The organism is Duganella caerulea, assembly GCF_040362985.1.
Classification (GTDB): domain Bacteria; phylum Pseudomonadota; class Gammaproteobacteria; order Burkholderiales; family Burkholderiaceae_D; genus Rugamonas; species Rugamonas vulcania.
Genome location: NZ_BPWJ01000014.1, coordinates 25040 through 40804, shown reverse-complemented (window position 1 = coordinate 40804; position 15765 = coordinate 25040). Strand labels below are relative to the sequence as shown.

General features: G+C 64.7%; 14 protein-coding genes and 1 tRNA gene. 7 read left to right on the top strand and 8 right to left on the bottom strand.

Translation table 11 applies throughout. The features are described from left to right. Positions 1-153 precede the first annotated feature (153 nt). On the top strand, positions 154-1053 hold the full coding sequence (locus ACUJB0_RS28850) for a LysR family transcriptional regulator (RefSeq protein ID WP_444848254.1): 900 nt from the start codon (positions 154-156) through the stop codon (positions 1051-1053). Positions 1054-1113: 60 nt separating this feature from the next. Here ACUJB0_RS28850 and ACUJB0_RS28845 read toward each other — a convergent pair whose 3' ends face one another. Continuing rightward, positions 1114-1551 (bottom strand): KGG domain-containing protein, encoded by a 438-nt coding sequence (locus tag ACUJB0_RS28845; protein ID WP_161083247.1) that lies wholly within the window; start codon positions 1549-1551, stop codon positions 1114-1116. Positions 1552-1825: 274 nt separating this feature from the next. On the opposite strand from ACUJB0_RS28845, the gene ACUJB0_RS28840 reads away from it, so the two are divergent. Then, positions 1826-2800, top strand: coding sequence for a gamma-glutamyl-gamma-aminobutyrate hydrolase family protein (locus tag ACUJB0_RS28840; protein WP_444848253.1), 975 nt, complete (start codon positions 1826-1828; stop codon positions 2798-2800). A 46-nt stretch (positions 2801-2846) separates the two neighbouring features. On the opposite strand, the gene ACUJB0_RS28835 is transcribed toward ACUJB0_RS28840, so the two are convergent. The 3 genes from ACUJB0_RS28835 to ACUJB0_RS28825 all read right to left on the bottom strand — a co-directional run bounded on the left by ACUJB0_RS28835 (position 2847) and on the right by ACUJB0_RS28825 (position 5645). Continuing rightward, positions 2847-3140 carry a hypothetical protein gene (locus ACUJB0_RS28835; RefSeq protein WP_444848252.1) on the bottom strand — a complete coding sequence of 98 codons (294 nt, stop codon included), beginning with the start codon at positions 3138-3140 and terminating at the stop codon, positions 2847-2849. A gap of 194 nt (positions 3141-3334) precedes the next feature. After that, on the bottom strand, positions 3335-4456 hold the full coding sequence (locus tag ACUJB0_RS28830) for a YbdK family carboxylate-amine ligase (protein ID WP_444848251.1): 1122 nt from the start codon (positions 4454-4456) through the stop codon (positions 3335-3337). Position 4457: 1 nt separating this feature from the next. After that, on the bottom strand, positions 4458-5645 hold the full coding sequence (locus ACUJB0_RS28825; protein ID WP_444848250.1) for a cation:proton antiporter: 1188 nt from the start codon (positions 5643-5645) through the stop codon (positions 4458-4460). Between the two features lie 85 nt (positions 5646-5730). On the opposite strand from ACUJB0_RS28825, the gene fghA reads away from it, so the two are divergent. Continuing rightward, positions 5731-6582, top strand: coding sequence for an S-formylglutathione hydrolase (gene fghA / locus ACUJB0_RS28820; protein WP_444848249.1), 852 nt, complete (start codon positions 5731-5733; stop codon positions 6580-6582). 1 nt (position 6583) lies between these two features. On the opposite strand, the gene ACUJB0_RS28815 is transcribed toward fghA, so the two are convergent. From ACUJB0_RS28815 to ACUJB0_RS28805, 3 genes are all read right to left on the bottom strand, one after another. Further along, positions 6584-7165 (bottom strand): DJ-1/PfpI family protein, encoded by a 582-nt coding sequence (locus ACUJB0_RS28815; protein ID WP_117015565.1) that lies wholly within the window; start codon positions 7163-7165, stop codon positions 6584-6586. A 90-nt stretch (positions 7166-7255) separates the two neighbouring features. Then, positions 7256-8218 (bottom strand): chemotaxis protein, encoded by a 963-nt coding sequence (locus tag ACUJB0_RS28810; RefSeq protein ID WP_161091177.1) that lies wholly within the window; start codon positions 8216-8218, stop codon positions 7256-7258. 163 nt (positions 8219-8381) lie between these two features. Next, positions 8382-8457, bottom strand: a tRNA-Gly gene (locus tag ACUJB0_RS28805). Between the two features lie 115 nt (positions 8458-8572). On the opposite strand from ACUJB0_RS28805, the gene ACUJB0_RS28800 reads away from it, so the two are divergent. The 4 genes from ACUJB0_RS28800 (at position 8573) to ACUJB0_RS28785 (ending at position 13403) form a co-directional block, all read left to right on the top strand. Continuing rightward, complete coding sequence (locus ACUJB0_RS28800) at positions 8573-10207, top strand: Na+/H+ antiporter (protein ID WP_444848248.1); 1635 nt, start codon at positions 8573-8575, stop codon at positions 10205-10207. Between the two features lie 56 nt (positions 10208-10263). Beyond that, positions 10264-11331 carry a sensor histidine kinase gene (locus ACUJB0_RS28795; RefSeq protein WP_444848247.1) on the top strand — a complete coding sequence of 356 codons (1068 nt, stop codon included), beginning with the start codon at positions 10264-10266 and terminating at the stop codon, positions 11329-11331. After that, positions 11319-12086, top strand: coding sequence for a LytR/AlgR family response regulator transcription factor (locus ACUJB0_RS28790; RefSeq protein WP_444848246.1), 768 nt, complete (start codon positions 11319-11321; stop codon positions 12084-12086). The genes ACUJB0_RS28795 and ACUJB0_RS28790 overlap by 13 nt, the downstream gene beginning before the upstream one ends. A gap of 96 nt (positions 12087-12182) precedes the next feature. Next, positions 12183-13403, top strand: coding sequence for an acyltransferase family protein (locus ACUJB0_RS28785; RefSeq protein WP_444848245.1), 1221 nt, complete (start codon positions 12183-12185; stop codon positions 13401-13403). Here ACUJB0_RS28785 and ACUJB0_RS28780 read toward each other — a convergent pair. Then, positions 13339-15753, bottom strand: coding sequence for a penicillin acylase family protein (locus ACUJB0_RS28780; RefSeq protein ID WP_444848244.1), 2415 nt, complete (start codon positions 15751-15753; stop codon positions 13339-13341). The genes ACUJB0_RS28785 and ACUJB0_RS28780 overlap by 65 nt on opposite strands. Positions 15754-15765: the final 12 nt, after the last annotated feature.

Sequence of the window (15765 nt, the reverse complement as noted above, 5' to 3'; positions counted from 1 at the left end):
CTTTTACTGCAATACTGACGACCACGCCGATTATTCCGATGAGTTCCAACATGGCGGTTCCCGTAATCAAAGAAAGACGCTTCACTTTAACGGCGCCGCGCTGAGCAATCCAATATCAAATTCGGCGGCCAACTATCTCGAAACGGCATAGCGGTGATTTCACTTAAACAGTTCAAATATTTTGTAGAGATCGTGGAGGCCGGCAGCTACTCGCGCGCGGCGGAGAAGCTGTACGTCGCGCAGTCTGCGCTGAGCCGGCAGGTCAAGGAGCTGGAGGACGAGCTGCAAACCCAGCTGCTCACACGGGATTCGCGCCATATCCAGCTGACGCCGGCCGGCCAGCTGTTCTTCGAACGCAGCAAGCGCATCCTCGACGACATCGACCGTACGGTGGTGCAGGCGCGCCAGGTTGGCCAAGGCGCCCAGGGCCTGATCCGCCTGCAGCATTCCAGCTCGGTGATCCTGACGCCCGCGCTGACCGGCGCCCTGGGCCGCCTTCTGGATCAGTTCCCCGGCGTGACGCTGGACATCTCGATGGCGCCGTCGGAAGACCAGACGATGGACATCGAGGAAGGCCGCGCCGATATCGGCCTGATCCGCATGCCCACGCTGCGCAAGTTCCCGCATATCCAGGCGCGCGAGCTGATCACAGAGCGGCTGGTGGTGGCGGTGTCGCGCCACTCGCCGCTGGCGGCGCTGGACAATATCGAACTGGCCAGCCTGAGCCAGGAACCTTTCATCTCGATCCCGCACAAGGACCGTGGCGGCCTGAGCTATCTGGTGGCAAACCTGTGTCTGGACCAGGGCTTCTTCCCCAAGCCGGCGCGGGTTCTGTCGCGCAAGTCGTCGCAGCTGAGCCTGATCGAGGCCAACCTCGGCATCGCCATCGTGCCTGAATGCATGCAACTGATGGCGCCGTCCGGCGTGCGCTTCATTCCGCTGTCGCGCGGCACCCTGTTCACCAAGGTCGGCCTGGCCAGCCGGCGCGAAGCCGAGCCGCTGGTGACGGCCTTCGCCGACGCGCTGCTGCGCGAACTGACGCAGAGCCACTAGCCGGCGCGGCGTACAAAAAAATGGCGGCCCGAGGCCGCCATGAACGAAGCTTAAACCAGATTAACGGTCATTCTTGTGGCTTTGACGGCCAGCTTCAGCATGTTGCTCAGGCGTGCCACCGCGGGTGCCGCCAGAGGAACCAGAACTGCCCGAGCTACCCGAGCTGCCTTGATTGCCTTGACCGCCGCTGCGCGAATTGGCGTTGGACGAACCGCTCTGCTGATTGCCATCGTTCTTGTGGCTCTGGCTACCAGCCTGACGTGCCTCTTCGGACGTGAACTCATGCGCATTGCCAGATGCATGTGCCGCACGACCGCCTTCGGCCGCGATCTCGCGCTGCTTATCGGGATCCATCGAAGCGAAACCGCGATTGCTGGTATCGCTCTGCTGGCTTTGCCCCTTGCTGCCCTGATTGCCTTGGCTGCCTTGATTGCCGTGGCTGCCTTGATTGCCTTGATTGCCTTGATTACCTTGGTTGCCTTGATTCGAGTTTGCCATGATATAGCCTCCGGTTGATGTAATAAAAAAACCCAGCTCATCAGTGCTGTCACCGCCGATGTGTCAAGGAGGATTTATCGTAAGGCCAGTTCAACAGGCGGCATATAAGCTATCCCGCTGTGCGCGTGTAGGACATCGCTGGCGGTTTGGTACTCGAAGTTTTAACGCGAGATTGTCAATTGCTCGTTTCAGTTTTTTCAAGCGACGTAGCGGGCGACTGATGGCACCGGCATGTGGCACACTGCAACCCTGTGGATAGCGGACGAGGCAAGGCATGAGTGGGGAAGCGGACGACAAGGATCAGGCACAGCAACCGCAGCACCGGCGCAGCGGCGACCGCGACCGGCGCGCGCGGCCGGACACCGGCACGCCCAGTTACCTGGATCCGGGCGACACCGTCTTCAGCCTGTGGGGCCGCGTGATCATGGCGCGCTACCGGCGCTTCGCCGCGGCCGCCACGCGCCACATCATCCAGCGGCCATTGCACATCGGCGTATCGGCCCGCATCTTCCACCCCGAGCCTGGCGCCACCGGCCTGCGCAGCAAGAACCTGCAATATCTGGAAGAGTCGATCGCGCAATGGGTGATGTCGCGTGACGTGCTGGTGTTCATGATCCCGACCGTCAACACCGACGGCCTGCTGCACCCGTCCAACATCCGCCTGCGCGACTACGCCAAGCACCTGGACGGCCTGGTGCTGCAAGGCGGCGCGGACGTGTCGCCGCAAAGCTATTCGGAAACGCCGACTCGGCCCGAATGGAGCGGCGACCGCGCGCGCGACATGTACGAGCTGGAGCTGCTGCACGAATTCGTTGAAGCGGGCAAGCCGGTGCTGGGCATCTGCCGTGGCTGCCAGCTGATCAACGTCGCCTTCGGCGGCACGCTGTACCAGGACATCGCCTCCGACGTGCCCGATTCGCTGGCCCACGTCAACGACGAGTACGACCGCAATCGGCACGAGGTCAGCTTCCCGGCCGGCTCGTCGCTGGCCAAGCTATTCAAGGGCAAGGGGGTTGGCCTGGTCAACTCCATCCACCATCAGGCCGTCAAGACACTGGGGCGCGACATGGCGGTGGAGGCGCTGTCGGTGCCGGACAAGATGGTCGAGGCAATCCGCTACCGCAAGGCGCCGTTCGTGATGGGCCTGCAATGGCACCCGGAATTCCACCAGGCCGGCGGCGTCGAACTGCTCGACTGCACCGCCATTCTGGACAACTTCCTGCGCGTGGCGCGCGAGACGCGGTTTTAGGACGCTCCCGTCCACATCGAACACCAAGCCACCATTGCCATCCCGGCTAGAGCGCGCTAAAGACTTTGACGATGAGGCCGATCGTACCGAAAGCCGTCGTCATGCAAATACCAAGCAGGATGCGGAAATCCGTCGTGCGCGCTTGTGTGATCTGTCCGTTCATACGAACCAGTTCGTCCTGAAGCCGATCAAATTGCTGGTCGATGCGGGCGAAGCCGCGTTGCATCGCTTCATGTATCAGCGACTGCGCCTTGTCCTGATAGTCAATCGCGGTCTCGACGCGTGCAATGCGCTCGACGACGCGATGTTGTTCTTGCTGGGGCTGGTTATCGCCATTCATGGTGAACTCCTCAATATCATCCACCACTTTACGCCGACATTCATGCGCGGCATAGCGTGCACGATTGAGATAGGTCCGCACGGTACGCCACTGGCGAGCCCCTGCGCGTTGACGTTGCCGACCACGATATAGTCGAAGGCGGCGATGATTACGCTGCTACGGGTATGCAGAAAATTGATCCTGCTATTGACAAACTACTCGCGCCCCCGGAACCGCTGGATCGCCGCATCGACCATGCCTTCGGCACTGCCGCTGCGTTCGAACTGCTGGCGCAGGTAATGGGCGTCGCTGCCCTCGTGCGTGACCTGCATCAGATGCTGCAGGCCCGCCGTGCCACCCAGCGCGGCGCCGTGCGGTTCCATCTTGCGCAGCGTGGTCAGGATATCCTCGCGCAGCGACAGGCTCTCGTACGTCTTCGGATGCACCAGCGTGCCATCCAAGCCAAAGCGGCAAGCCTGGAAGCGGTTGTAGTTGTAGACCAGGTAATCGTCCTCCGCCGGCGGCGCCTCGCGCCGTTCCAGCAGATAGCGGCACAGCGCCTGCAGATAACAAGCCAGCGCCGCCGCCCGCTCCACCGTCAGCGGCGTGTCGCACACGCGCAGCTCGATGGTGCCGTATTCCGGCTTGGGCCGGATATCCCAGTAAAAGTCCTTCATGCTCTTGATCACGCCGGTGTGTTCCATCTTGGCGAAATACTCGTGCTCGAAGGTGGACCAGTGCTGCATGAACGGGGCCCGCCCGCTCATCGGAAACGCGAACACGGAGTTCAGCCGCGCGGAATTGAACAGCGTGTCGTTCCCCTGCACATACGGCGACGAGGACGACAGCGCGATGAAGTGCGGCACGTAGCGGCTCAGCGAATGCAGCAGGAACAGCGCATCGTCGCCCGAGGCGCAGCCGATGTGCACGTGCTGGCCGAAAATTGTAAACTGTTTAGCCAGATAGCCATACAGCTCCGACACTTCCTTGAAGCGCGGCTTGGAAAAAATTCGCCGGTCCGCCCACTTCTGGAACGGATGCGTGCCGCCGCCGCAGATACCGATGTTGAGTTGTTCGCCCGCCTGCACCAGCGTGTCTCGGATCACCTGCAGCTGCGACACCAGCTCGCTGTGATGCGTGTGCACGTCGCTGTTAATCTCGATCATGCTCTCGGTGATCTCGGGCGTGACGTTGCCGGGAAACGGCTTGCGGCTCAACAGGTGCAGCAGGTCCGGACTGGACGCGGTCAGGTCGAAGTCCGACAGGCTGACCAGTTGCAGCTCCAGCTCCACCCCCATGGTGAGCGGCTGCGATGATTTGAAGGGTTCCAATGGCATGTCAATGCTCCTCTTTAGCCGGGGTTTCGTTGGCCCAGATTAGTGCCCGTTGTGTGATGATGGGGCCGATCACCTCCAACAGCAGCGTCATCGCCGCCAGCGCGGCCAGTTCGTCGACCAGCACGATACCCATGTATTTAGTCTGCTCCAGCAGCAGCGTAACGAACACCGACATCGGCGACAACGCGATACCGGTCAGCAAACCCTTACGCCACGAGATGCCGCCGACATGCGAGAACGCCGCCACCGCCACCGCCTTCACAATGAAGCGCGCCAGCAGCAGCACCACGCCCAGGCCCGCGCCCTCGACCACGCGCTCCCACTCCAGCGTGGATACGGCGAACACAAACAGCATCACCGTCAGCAGCTCGCCGATGCCGCCGAAGTTGCGCTCGGTACGGCTGAAGGCCACGCGGCGGTGGCGCGCGGCCAGGCCGAAGGTCAGCGTGGCCAGCACCGGCGAAACGTCGAACGCGTGCGCCAACGCCACCAGCAGGATCACGCCAAGCGCGAAGGCGATGGTGCCGTCCTGCGCCATCGCGCCCAGGCGGCGCAGCACGGCCGGCACCAGGAAGCCCATCACCGCGCCCATCACGGCCGATATCAGCAGCTCGATCAGGCTGTGCGAAATGGCCTGCGTCAGGCTGCCCGACGTCTGGAACACCCAGAAGCCGACCACCACCTTGAACACGAACACCGCCAGCACGCAGTTGATGGCGACCAGGTGCAGCACACGTTCGGTCACCTGCCCCGAGCTGTCCTCCTCGTTAATCACGCGCAGCACGCCGGCCGGCGACGTGGACATGGCCAGCGACGCCAGCAGCAGTGAAGTCAGCGGCGGCATGCCGGTCAGGTGCGAGATCAGGTAGACAATGCCGAACGTGGCGGCCGATTCCGCCAGCCCGCTGACCGCGATCCACGGATTGATGCGCAGCCAGTGCAGGTTGATGCGATAGCCGAATTCAAACAGTATCAGTCCGAAAGCCAGGTTGGCCAATAAAGTCACGGTACTGGAAGCGCCGCTGCTCAACGCTGCGGGAAAGGCTTGTACCATCAGGAATCCGACCACGCCGTAGACGCTGATGCGCGGCAGGCGTGTCCAACGATGCATGAATTCTCCCGCCAGCCAAGCCAAAGCAATCGCCAAGGGCCAGCCTAGTTCGGTCATGACGACCTGAATATCCGGCATGTATTTCTCCTTCTTTAAGATACTTGTACAATTCTGGACGACAACGGGCGTGCTCACTGTGCGCTAAGGAACATAAAGGAACAACATGCTTGAACTAATCAGTGAACATGCCTGCTTCGGCGGCGTACAGCGCTTCTACCGGCACGCATCGCGCGAGATCGGCCTGCCGATGCGCTTCTCCGTTTTCATGCCGGCCCAGGCTGCGCAAGGCCCCGTACCGGGCTTGTTCTACCTGGCGGGACTGACTTGTAATGAAGAGACTTTCATGATCAAGGCCGGCGCCCAGCGCGCCGCTGCGGAGGCCGGCCTGATGCTGATCGCGCCGGACACCAGCCCGCGCGGCGCCGGCATCGACGGCGAATCGGACAGCTGGGATTTCGGCGTTGGCGCCGGCTTCTATATCGACGCGACGCAAGCGCCGTGGTCCACGCACTACCGCATGTACAGCTACATCCACGAACTGCGCGAACTGCTGGTGCGCGAGCTGCCGGTGGACGGCGAACGCATCGGCATCTTCGGCCACTCGATGGGCGGCCATGGCGCGTTGACGATGGCCCTGAAGCGGCCGGACGTGTTCCGTTCCGTGTCCGCGTTCGCGCCGATCGCGGCGCCGTCGATGTGCCCGTGGGGGAAGAAGGCCTTCAGCGGCTACCTGGGCGACGACACCGCGGCATGGGAGCAGCACGACGCCAGCCTGCTGATGGCGCGCCTGCAAACGCCCTTCCCGGCCGGCATCCTGATCGACCAGGGACTGGGCGACAAGTTCCTGAAAGAGCAGCTGTATCCGGAAGTATTCGAAGCGGCCTGCCGCACCGCCGCGCAGCCGCTGGAACTGCGGCGGCACGACGGCTACGACCACGGCTACTACTTCATCGCCACCTTCATGGAAGACCACATCCGCTTCCACGCCCGCTGCCTGGGTGCGGCCCCAACTTGATCTAGAGCTTGATTTCCGTGCCGAGCCGCTGCAGGAACTGGCCCAGCCAAGCCGGGTGCGCGGGCCAGGCCGGCGCGGTGACGAAGTTGCCGTCAGTGACGGCCTGGTCGACCGGGATGTCGGCGTAGTTGCCGCCGGCCAGCTTGACCTCGGGCGAGCACGCCGGATAGGCCGAAATCGTCTTGCCGCGAATGACGTCTGCCGCCGCCAGCAGTTGCGCGCCATGGCACACGGCGGCGATCGGCTTGGACGCCGCCGCGAACTGCTGCACGATCTCGATCACGCGCGGATTGAGCCGCAGGTACTCCGGCGCGCGGCCGCCGGCGATCATCAGCGCGTCGTACTTGCTCACGTCGACGTCGTCGAAGTTGGCGTTCAGCGCGAACAAATGGCCCGGCTTTTCCGTGTAGGTCTGGTCGCCCTCGAAGTCGTGGATGGCGGTCTTGACGGTCTCGCCCGCCCGCTTGTCGGGGCACACCGCGTGCACCGTGTGGCCCACCATTTGCAGCGCCTGGAACGGCACCATGGTCTCGTAATCCTCCGCAAAGTCGCCGGTCAGAAACAGAATTTTCTTAGCTGCCACGGTATATCCTTTCGAGAAATGGAATACAAAAAAGGGCCGCGACGTCGCCGTCACGGCCCTTCGATACTACCCTTGTTTGCAGCGGCGTGCTTACGTCGCCGCTTTGCTCAACACGTTGCGCAGCGTGTCCGCCAGGTCCTCGGCCGAGAACTTGGCCACGTAGGCATCCGCGCCCACGCCCTTGACGTGATCCTCGTTGGTCTTGCCCGACAACGAGGAATGGATCACGACCGGAATCTTGGCGAAGCGCGCGTCCTGCTTGACCAGGCGGGTCAGCGTGAAGCCGTCCATCTCCGGCATTTCCAGGTCGGTCAGCACCAGAGCGACGCGGTCGCTGACCGGCACGCCTTCGGCCTTGGCGCCGTCGGCGATGTGCTGCAGGCGGTCCCAGGCTTCCTTGCCGGACTTGGTCATGATGAAGTGGGCGCCCATCGCTTCCAGGCCCTTCTCGATCAGGTTGCGCGCGACCACGGAATCGTCCGCAGCCAGGATCACGGCGCCCGGCTTGAGCATGACTTTCGGGCCGATGGTTTCCGGATCGACGTCCTTGCCTTCCGGCGGCACCAGCTCGCGCAGGATGGTTTCCACGTCGAGCACCTGCGCCAGGCGGGTGTTCTGCACGTCGCCGTCGACGCGCGCGATACTGGTGACCTTGCCGCCGGCCGTGCCTTCGGCGGTCAGCACCTGGCTCCAGTCCAGGCGCACGATCTCATCGACCGACTCCACCGCGAACGCCTGCGTGGTGCGGGCGAACTCGGTGACCAACATGATGTTCAGACCAGTTTTTGGGGTCACACCGACGATGCCTGGCAAATCCAGCACCGTGATGATTTGTCCGCGCAGATTGACGACGCCCAGCATGTGTGGCGGGGATCCGGCCACGGCAGTCACTTCCGGCATCGCGACAATTTCGCGGATTTTGAAGACGTTAATACCGAACAACTCGGAATGTTCGCCGTTGGCGTCGGCGCCAAGGCGGAACAGCAGCAGTTCGAATTTATTGGAGTTGGTCAGGTTACTGCGCTCATCAACTTCCTGTTGAACTGATTTCATAGATTTCGTCTCCGTCGGTGGTAGCTCCGTAGCAAGTATAACGTCTGCCAATGCCCCCCGTCACACTTTGCAGGCACAGATATTGTTTTACAGCACGAGATACAACGGTATGGACGTAAAAAAAGGAAGCCCGCAGGCTTCCTTTTAATATGCTACCGAATTCTGGAGCGGGAGAAGAGTCTCGAACTCTCGACCTCAACCTTGGCAAGGTTGCGCTCTACCAACTGAGCTACTCCCGCAGAAGACAGAATTATGACAGAAAGATTTCCGTTTTACTAGTGCTCTGCCCCAACTTTTTCCGCCGCCTTGCATGGTGTAAGCTTGCTGACGTTTTGCAATATTGAAGGATCGAGCATGGATTCAATCGAAGTGGTGCTGGTGATGCTGCTGGCCGTGGTGGCCAGCGCCTATCTCAGCCGTTTTCTGCCGCGCGCGGTGCCGCTGCCGCTGGTGCAGATCGCGCTCGGCGCGCTGATCGCCGCCAAGTCCACGCGCGGCGTCGACCTGGAGCCGGACCTGTTCTTCCTGGTGTTCCTGCCGCCGTTGCTGTTCCTGGACGGCTGGCGCATCCCCAAGAGCGGCCTGCTGCGCGACAAGGGCACCATTCTCGAACTGGCGCTGGGACTGGTGGTGTTCACCGTCATCGGCGCCGGCTTCCTGATCCACTGGCTGATTCCCGCCATGCCGCTGCCGGTGGCGTTCGCGCTGGCCGCCATCATCTCGCCGACCGATCCGATCGCGGTCAGCTCGATCGCCGCCACCACGCCCATTCCCAAGCGGCTGATGCACATCCTTGAAGGCGAGTCGCTGCTGAACGACGCCTCCGGCCTGGTGTGCTTCCGCTTCGCCGTGGCGGCCGCGCTGACCGGCGCCTTCTCGATCAGCACCGCCGGCCTCACCTTCGTCTGGCTGGTGGCGGCCGGCATCGGCGCCGGGGTCGCTGTGACGCTGCTGGTGTCGCGGCTGCAGTACTGGCTGAGCCGCCACTACGGCGAGCCGACCGGTTCGCCCATCCTTGTCAGCCTGCTGCTGCCGTTCGGCGCCTACCTGGTGGCGGAGCGCCTGCACGCATCAGGCATCTTGGCCGCAGTGGCGGCCGGGGTCACCATGAGCTACGTGGAGCTCAGCGGCCACACGCTGGCCAACACCCGCATCCAGCGCTCGGCCGTGTGGGACACGGTGCAGTTCGCGCTGAACGGCATCATGTTCGTGCTGCTCGGCGAGCAGCTGCCGGACATCTTCCGCGACGCCAGCGCCACCATCGCGGAGAGCGGCCATTTGAATCCGTGGTGGCTGGCGGTGTACGCGGTGGCCATCAACATCGGCCTGCTGGCGCTGCGCATGCTGTGGGTGTGGGCCTCGCTGCGGCTGACCATCTACAAGCAGAAGATCCGCAACCAGCCGCGCATGAAGATCAATCCGCGCCTGCTGCTGGCCACCACCTTGGCCGGCGCGCGCGGCGCCATCACGCTGGCCGGCGTGCTGACGCTGCCGCTGGCCATGCCCAATGGCGCGCCCTTCCCGGCGCGCGCGCTGACCATCTTCCTGGCCTGCTCGGTGATCCTGATCTCGCTGCTGACGGCCAGCCTTGGCCTGCCGCGCCTGCTGGCCGGAATGACCTTCCCGGCCTCGCCGGAAGAGCAGCAGGAGGAAGACCTGGCGCGCCGCACCGCGGCCAACGCCGCCATCGCCGCCACCGAGCGGGCGCAGATCGCTCTGATGGAGGCCGAGTCCTGCGTCGACCCCGAAGTGTATCCGCAGGCGGCGGCGCGCATCATCGCGTTCTATGAGCACAAGCTGCGGGAGGTCGATCCGGACGCCGGCGCGGCCTGGCGCAAGACCGACCACGCCGAGAAGGAGCTGCGGCTGGCGGCCCTGACCGCCGAACGCCAGGCCATCTACGAGCTGGCGCGCAACGACCACATCTCCGACGAGATCTCGCGCAAGCTGGTACGCGAAATCGACCTGATGGAGGCGCGTTACCGCTAGTCGCTAGTCTTATCGGCTCATTGACCTATTGATAAGAATCGGTAATCATCTGGGCCATGCTACCCAAGCGCACACAAATCACCATCGGCGCGGCCTGGATCCTTTTCTGGCTGCTGATGAACCTCACCGCCGTTCAGGAATACCTGCGCGACCACCAGGCCGGCGTGTGGAAGCCGATTGTCTGGGAGACCTCGTCCGCGTTGACCGGCACCCTGCTGCTGCTGGCGCAGCGCCATTACACGCGCCGCTACGACCACCTGCTGGCGCAGCCGCTGAAGTGGTTCGCGCGCCAGCTGGTGTGGCTGCCAATCTACTGGGTGCTGTTCGTGCCAATCGCCTTCGGCATCCGCTACGGCGTGTACGCGCTGGCCGGCGACACCTACACCCACCTGCCCTGGCCGCAGACCTTCCTGTACGAAGACGTGAAGATGACGGTCTTCTTCAGCATCTTCGCCACCATCATGTTCGGCGTGCTGTCGTATCACGCGATGCAGAACGAGAAGCTGCGCGTGGAGCGCGTCAACGCCTCGCTGCGCGAAGCCCAGCTGCTGCGGCTCACCCAGCAGATGCAGCCGCACTTCCTGTTCAACGCCCTCAACACCATCTCCTCGCTGATGCACAGCGACGTGGCGCGCGCCGACGCGATGCTGATCCAGCAGGCCGACGTGCTGCGCGCCACGCTCGACGTCAGCGAGCAGCACCAGGTGACGCTGGCGATGGAGCTACGCCTGCTGCGCGGCTACGCGGCCCTGATGTGCGAACGGTTTTCCGACCGCGTACACATCGACTGGCAGATCGACGAGACGCTGCTGGACTGTCAGGTGCCGGTGATGAGCATGCAGCCGCTGTTGGAGAACATCTTCAAGCACACGGTGGAACGGCGCCGCCAGGCCACCGCCATCAGCATCTCGGCCAGCCGCGAGCAAGGCGCGATTGTGCTGCGGCTGGAAGATGACGGCGGCACGCTGCGCGCCGGCGATGGCGCGGCGGCTGGCGGCGGCATCGGCGTGCGCAACCTGCGAGAACGGCTGGCGGCGCTGTACGGCGCCGGCGCCACCTTCGACCTGATCCAGCTCGCGCCGGCCGGCGTGCGGGCAGAAATGCGGCTGCCATGCGCGTCCTGATCGTCGACGACGAGCGCCCGGCGCGCGACAAGATGCGCCGCCTGCTGGAGCAGGAGCCAGACATCAGCGCGATCGAGGAAGCCCGCGACGGCGTCGAGGCGCTCGAACGCCTGCCCGCCTTCGCGCCCGACCTGCTGCTGCTCGACATCCAGATGCCCGAGATCACCGGCCTCGATGTCGCCGCCTCGCTGCCGGCGCCGGCGCCGCTGGTGGTGTTCGTCACCGCCTACGACGAATACGCCATCCGCGCCTTCGACGCCAACGCCATCGACTATCTGCTCAAGCCGTACGACCAGCAACGCCTGCAACGCGCCCTCCAGCGCGCGCGCGAACGCCTCGCGCAACAGCGTGCCGCCCAGACCATCCAACCCATGCCACCACTCCTGACCGAAGAAGCGCCCCCGCCGTTGCAGCATCCCCTGCCCGCCATCAGCCAGCTGCTGGTCCCGGAGCGCGGCGGCACACGCATCGTGCGGGTCGAGCATATCCAGTGGATCGAAACCGCCGACAACTACGTCGTGCTGCACACCGCCGAAGGCCAGCCGCTGATGCGCCAGACGCTGGCCGGCCTGGTCGACAAGCTTGGCCCGCGCTTCCTGCGCTGCCACCGGCGCGCCGCCGTGCAGCTGGACTGGATCGTCAGCGTGCAGCACCTCGACAAGGGCGACGGCGAACTGGTATTGCGCAGCGGCGCGCGCGTGCCCTGCTCGCGCCAATACCGCGCCGAAGTCATGGAACGGCTGAACGGCCAATAGGCCGGTTCGCCCCACCAGCATCCCGCTTCGCCCCCGCGCGCTGGACGCCGCCCGCGGGGCATCGCTAGACTGGCTTCATTCAACCAGGAGCCAGCAATGAACCAGACTGCCAACAACCGCCTGTACTTCCTCGACTGGATACGCATCTTCGCGTTCTGTGTCCTGATCTTCTACCACACCGGCATGTACTACGTAACCTGGGGATGGCATGTCAAGAGCCCATACGCCAGCGACGCCATCGAGCCGCTGATGCTGCTGTCCTCGCCGTGGCGCCTTGGCCTGCTGTTCATGATCTCCGGCGTCGCCACCGCCTTCATGCTGCAAAAGATCCGCGTCGGCGCCCTGCTCCGCCAGCGCAGCTGGCGCCTGCTGGTGCCGCTGGTGTTCGGCATGCTGGTGATCGTGCCGCCGCAGTCGTATTTTGAAGTGATCGAAAAGCTCAACTACACCGGCGGCTATGGTGAATTCATGCGCCTCTACGTCAGCGGCTACCACGGCTTCTGCAAGCAAGGCAGCTGCCTCGACCTGCCGACCTGGAACCACCTGTGGTTCGTGGGCTACCTGTGGGCCTACACGATGGCGATCGGCGGCGTGGCCGCACTGGCCGGCGCCGCGCGCCTGCGCTCCTGGTCCGACGCGCTGGGCCGCCAGCTGACCGGCTGGAAGACCGTCGTCCTGCCGGTGCTGGCGCTGTTCGTGGCCCGCTACGCGCTGGCCGAAGCCTTCCCCGAAACCCACGCGCTGGTCAACGATTGGTACAACCACGCCCACTACTTCTTCCTGTTCGTGATGGGCGTGATGCTGGCGCTGCAGAATGGCTTCTGGGCCAGGGTGGATGAACTGCGCTGGACCAGCCTGGGACTGTGGCTGTTCAGCTGGGCCGTGGTGGTATGCCTGCACTCGATGCCGGAATCGGTGGGCGACCTGCCCATCATCGCGCAAATGAAGCCGCTGCTGCGCATGATCTTCTGCCTGGGCCAATGGGCGCCGATCCTGGCCATCTGCGGTTTCGGCCACCGCCACCTGGCCTTCGACAGCGCCAAGCGCCGCTACCTGACCGAAGCCGTGTTCCCGGTCTACATCCTGCACCAGACGCTGATCGTCAGCATGGCGCACTGGCTCAAGCCGGTGAAGCTGGCGCCCGGCACGGAAGGCGCGGTGCTGGTCGTGCTGACCTTCGCCATCAGCTTCGGCCTGTTCGAAGTGGTGCGCCGCGTCGCCGTGCTGCGCCCACTGTTCGGCCTTGGCCGCGCTACTTCACAAACGTCAGCGTATGCGCCGCAGGCCCCGGCAGCAGCGGCGTATCCCGCCCGCTGACCCAATCGGCGCGGCCATCCAGGAAGTACGGCGACAACGGATGGCCGCTCTGCCCACCCGGCATGTTGAACACGCCCTGCTCCTCATGGCCCGGCGACACCGTCAGCCGCTCCGACTGGCCGAACGACGGTCCCGACACGCGCGGCATGTGCTGGTCCCCTGGCAGCATGTCCGGCGCCACCTTCAGATACTTGCCCAACACCGGCACCACCGCCGCAAAGGGATGGGCGCTGGCCGCCGTGTTGCGCTCACCCCAGGTGGCGCTGGCCAGCGGCTTGCCGTCCTTGGTCAGGTCGGCGATCACGCGGTCCAGCGCGGCCAGCTGCAAGGCCTGCCAGCTGGCGTACTGCGGCGGCAACCAGGCCGCCGGTTTCTCGTCCAGCACTCGCGCCACCACCACCGGCCAGCGCGACGTCACCGCCGCCATGTTGGCCTTGGCGTCGACCTTCGCCATCTCCTCGTTGGCGCTTTCGAACAGGATGTCGTACAGCGCGTACATGTAGGCGCGCGTGATGCGGTACCCCACCGAGTCCACGCTGGCCTTGCCGGTCCAGCTGTCCTTCAGCAGCTTGAGCGCTTCCGCGCGCAGCGGCCTGCCTTCGACGGCCTTGGCGTCCAGCGCGGCCATCGCGCGTTCGCGCCAGGCGGTCAGGAACACGGCGCGGTCGTCCAGCGTGATGGCGTAGACTTTTTTCACGTCGGTCTTGGGACCGAGCGCGGTCAGGTCGTCGCGCACCTGGTGCGTGCGGGCGCCGAGATCGAAGCCGCCATCGCCCAGCAGTTCGGCGCCGGCGTTGGCCAGCTGGCGGCTGTTGGCGGTGGCCAGCTGGCCGCCGGCCGGGTTGACGACCTTCGGATATTCCTCGGGCTTGAGCCAGCCGGTCCAGACGCCGGCCTGGTCGTCCACCGACAGCGGATAGGTGGCGGCCACGCCGGCCGGTGCGCGGCGCGGCAGCGCGCCGGCGATGGTCCAGCCGATATTGCCCTTGTCGTCGCCGCCGACGAAATTCTGCGCCGGGATGCCCATCGTCACCGCGACCGCCATCGCCTGCTCCAGCGTGTCGGCGAACTCCAGGTTCCTGGCGTTGAGGTTTACCGCCGCAGGCGTGTGCGCAACCCAGTGGATGGCGTAGCTGCGGCCTGCGGCCTCGCGAATCGGACCGAGGCTGGTTTCGCGCACGGCCAATTTGGCCGCCGGTTCGCCTTTGATTAATATCGTTTCCTCGTGCACCACCGGGGTCTCCCAGCCGGCCTGGGTGCGTACCTGGCCTGGCTTGGCCGGGTCGGTATCGAGCGCGATCAGGTCGAGATAGTCGCCGTAGCTGTTGGTGAAGCCCCAGGCCACATGGCCGTTACTGCCGACCACCACCGCCGGCGTGCCGGGCAGCGTGACGCCGACCACGCGGCGCTGGCCGCCTTTCCCGTCGGGGAACTGCAAGGCGAGGCGGTACCAGATCGCCGGCAGCTGTATGCCGAGGTGCATATCGTCCGACACAATGGCCGCGCCGGTGTCGCTGCGGCCTCCCGCCACCGCCCAGTTGTTGCTGCCCACGGTGTTGAGGAATTCCGCCGCCGCCACTTTGGGATCGGTATGCGCCGCGCCGCCGTCGGCCTTGGGCTTGCCCCACCATGCGGGTGGCGCGGCGGGAATCGCGATGTCGGCGGCCGTCACCGATTGCGCGTCGAGCGGCGCATCCCACTGCGTCGATTCCGGCGCCAGGAAGGCGCGCTGCTCTTCGGTCGCATGGTCGCGGAACCAGCCGCGCGCCAGCTCGCGCGGTTCCTGGCTGCCTTGCAGGTCGAAGTACATCGCCCAGATAGCCAGCAGCGAATCGGCCGCCGACCACGCGCGCGGCGGCATGCCGATCAGCGCATATTCGAATGGCTTGGCGCCCAGCTTCAGCAAGCCGGCGTTGACGCCGTCCACGTAGCGCTCCAGCAGCGCGCGGTCGGCCGCCGGCATGGTTTTCAGCGCCAGCTCGGCGCGGGCGCGGAAGCGGTGCAGGCGATGGGATTTATCCAGCGGCAGTGCGCGCGCGCCGAACAGTTCGGACAATTCGCCGGCCGACACGCGGCGCAGCAGGTCCATCTGGAAGTAGCGCTCCTGCGCATGCACAAAGCCGGTGGCGTAGGCCACGTCCATCCGGCTGCCGCCGCTGATGAGCGGCACGCCGTGTGCATCGCGCGCGACGCTGGCGCCGGATTCCAAGCCAGGCGCCTGCACCGTGCCCTCCAGCTGCGCCAGGCTGCCGCGCAAATACACCCACGCCCCGGCCACGGCCGCCAATATCAACACCACCAATCCGATTACGACACGCTTGGACCACATCCCCAGCCTGTTCTTTTGCATAGTATCCCCACG

Bases quoted from the DNA above. Each gene is read 5' to 3' on its own strand.
- ACUJB0_RS28845 (WP_161083247.1), bottom strand. From the start codon at position 1,551: ATGGCAAACTCGAATCAAGGCAACCAAGGTAATCAAGGCAATCAAGGC.
- ACUJB0_RS28840 (WP_444848253.1), top strand. From the start codon at position 1,826: ATGAGTGGGGAAGCGGACGACAAGGATCAGGCACAGCAACCGCAGCAC.
- ACUJB0_RS28835 (WP_444848252.1), bottom strand. From the start codon at position 3,140: ATGAATGGCGATAACCAGCCCCAGCAAGAACAACATCGCGTCGTCGAG.
- ACUJB0_RS28830 (WP_444848251.1), bottom strand. From the start codon at position 4,456: ATGCCATTGGAACCCTTCAAATCATCGCAGCCGCTCACCATGGGGGTG.
- ACUJB0_RS28825 (WP_444848250.1), bottom strand. From the start codon at position 5,645: ATGCCGGATATTCAGGTCGTCATGACCGAACTAGGCTGGCCCTTGGCG.
- fghA (WP_444848249.1), top strand. From the start codon at position 5,731: ATGCTTGAACTAATCAGTGAACATGCCTGCTTCGGCGGCGTACAGCGC.
- ACUJB0_RS28810 (WP_161091177.1), bottom strand. From the start codon at position 8,218: ATGAAATCAGTTCAACAGGAAGTTGATGAGCGCAGTAACCTGACCAAC.
- ACUJB0_RS28800 (WP_444848248.1), top strand. From the start codon at position 8,573: ATGGATTCAATCGAAGTGGTGCTGGTGATGCTGCTGGCCGTGGTGGCC.
- ACUJB0_RS28795 (WP_444848247.1), top strand. From the start codon at position 10,264: ATGCTACCCAAGCGCACACAAATCACCATCGGCGCGGCCTGGATCCTT.
- ACUJB0_RS28790 (WP_444848246.1), top strand. From the start codon at position 11,319: ATGCGCGTCCTGATCGTCGACGACGAGCGCCCGGCGCGCGACAAGATG.
- ACUJB0_RS28785 (WP_444848245.1), top strand. From the start codon at position 12,183: ATGAACCAGACTGCCAACAACCGCCTGTACTTCCTCGACTGGATACGC.
- ACUJB0_RS28780 (WP_444848244.1), bottom strand. From the start codon at position 15,753: ATGCAAAAGAACAGGCTGGGGATGTGGTCCAAGCGTGTCGTAATCGGA.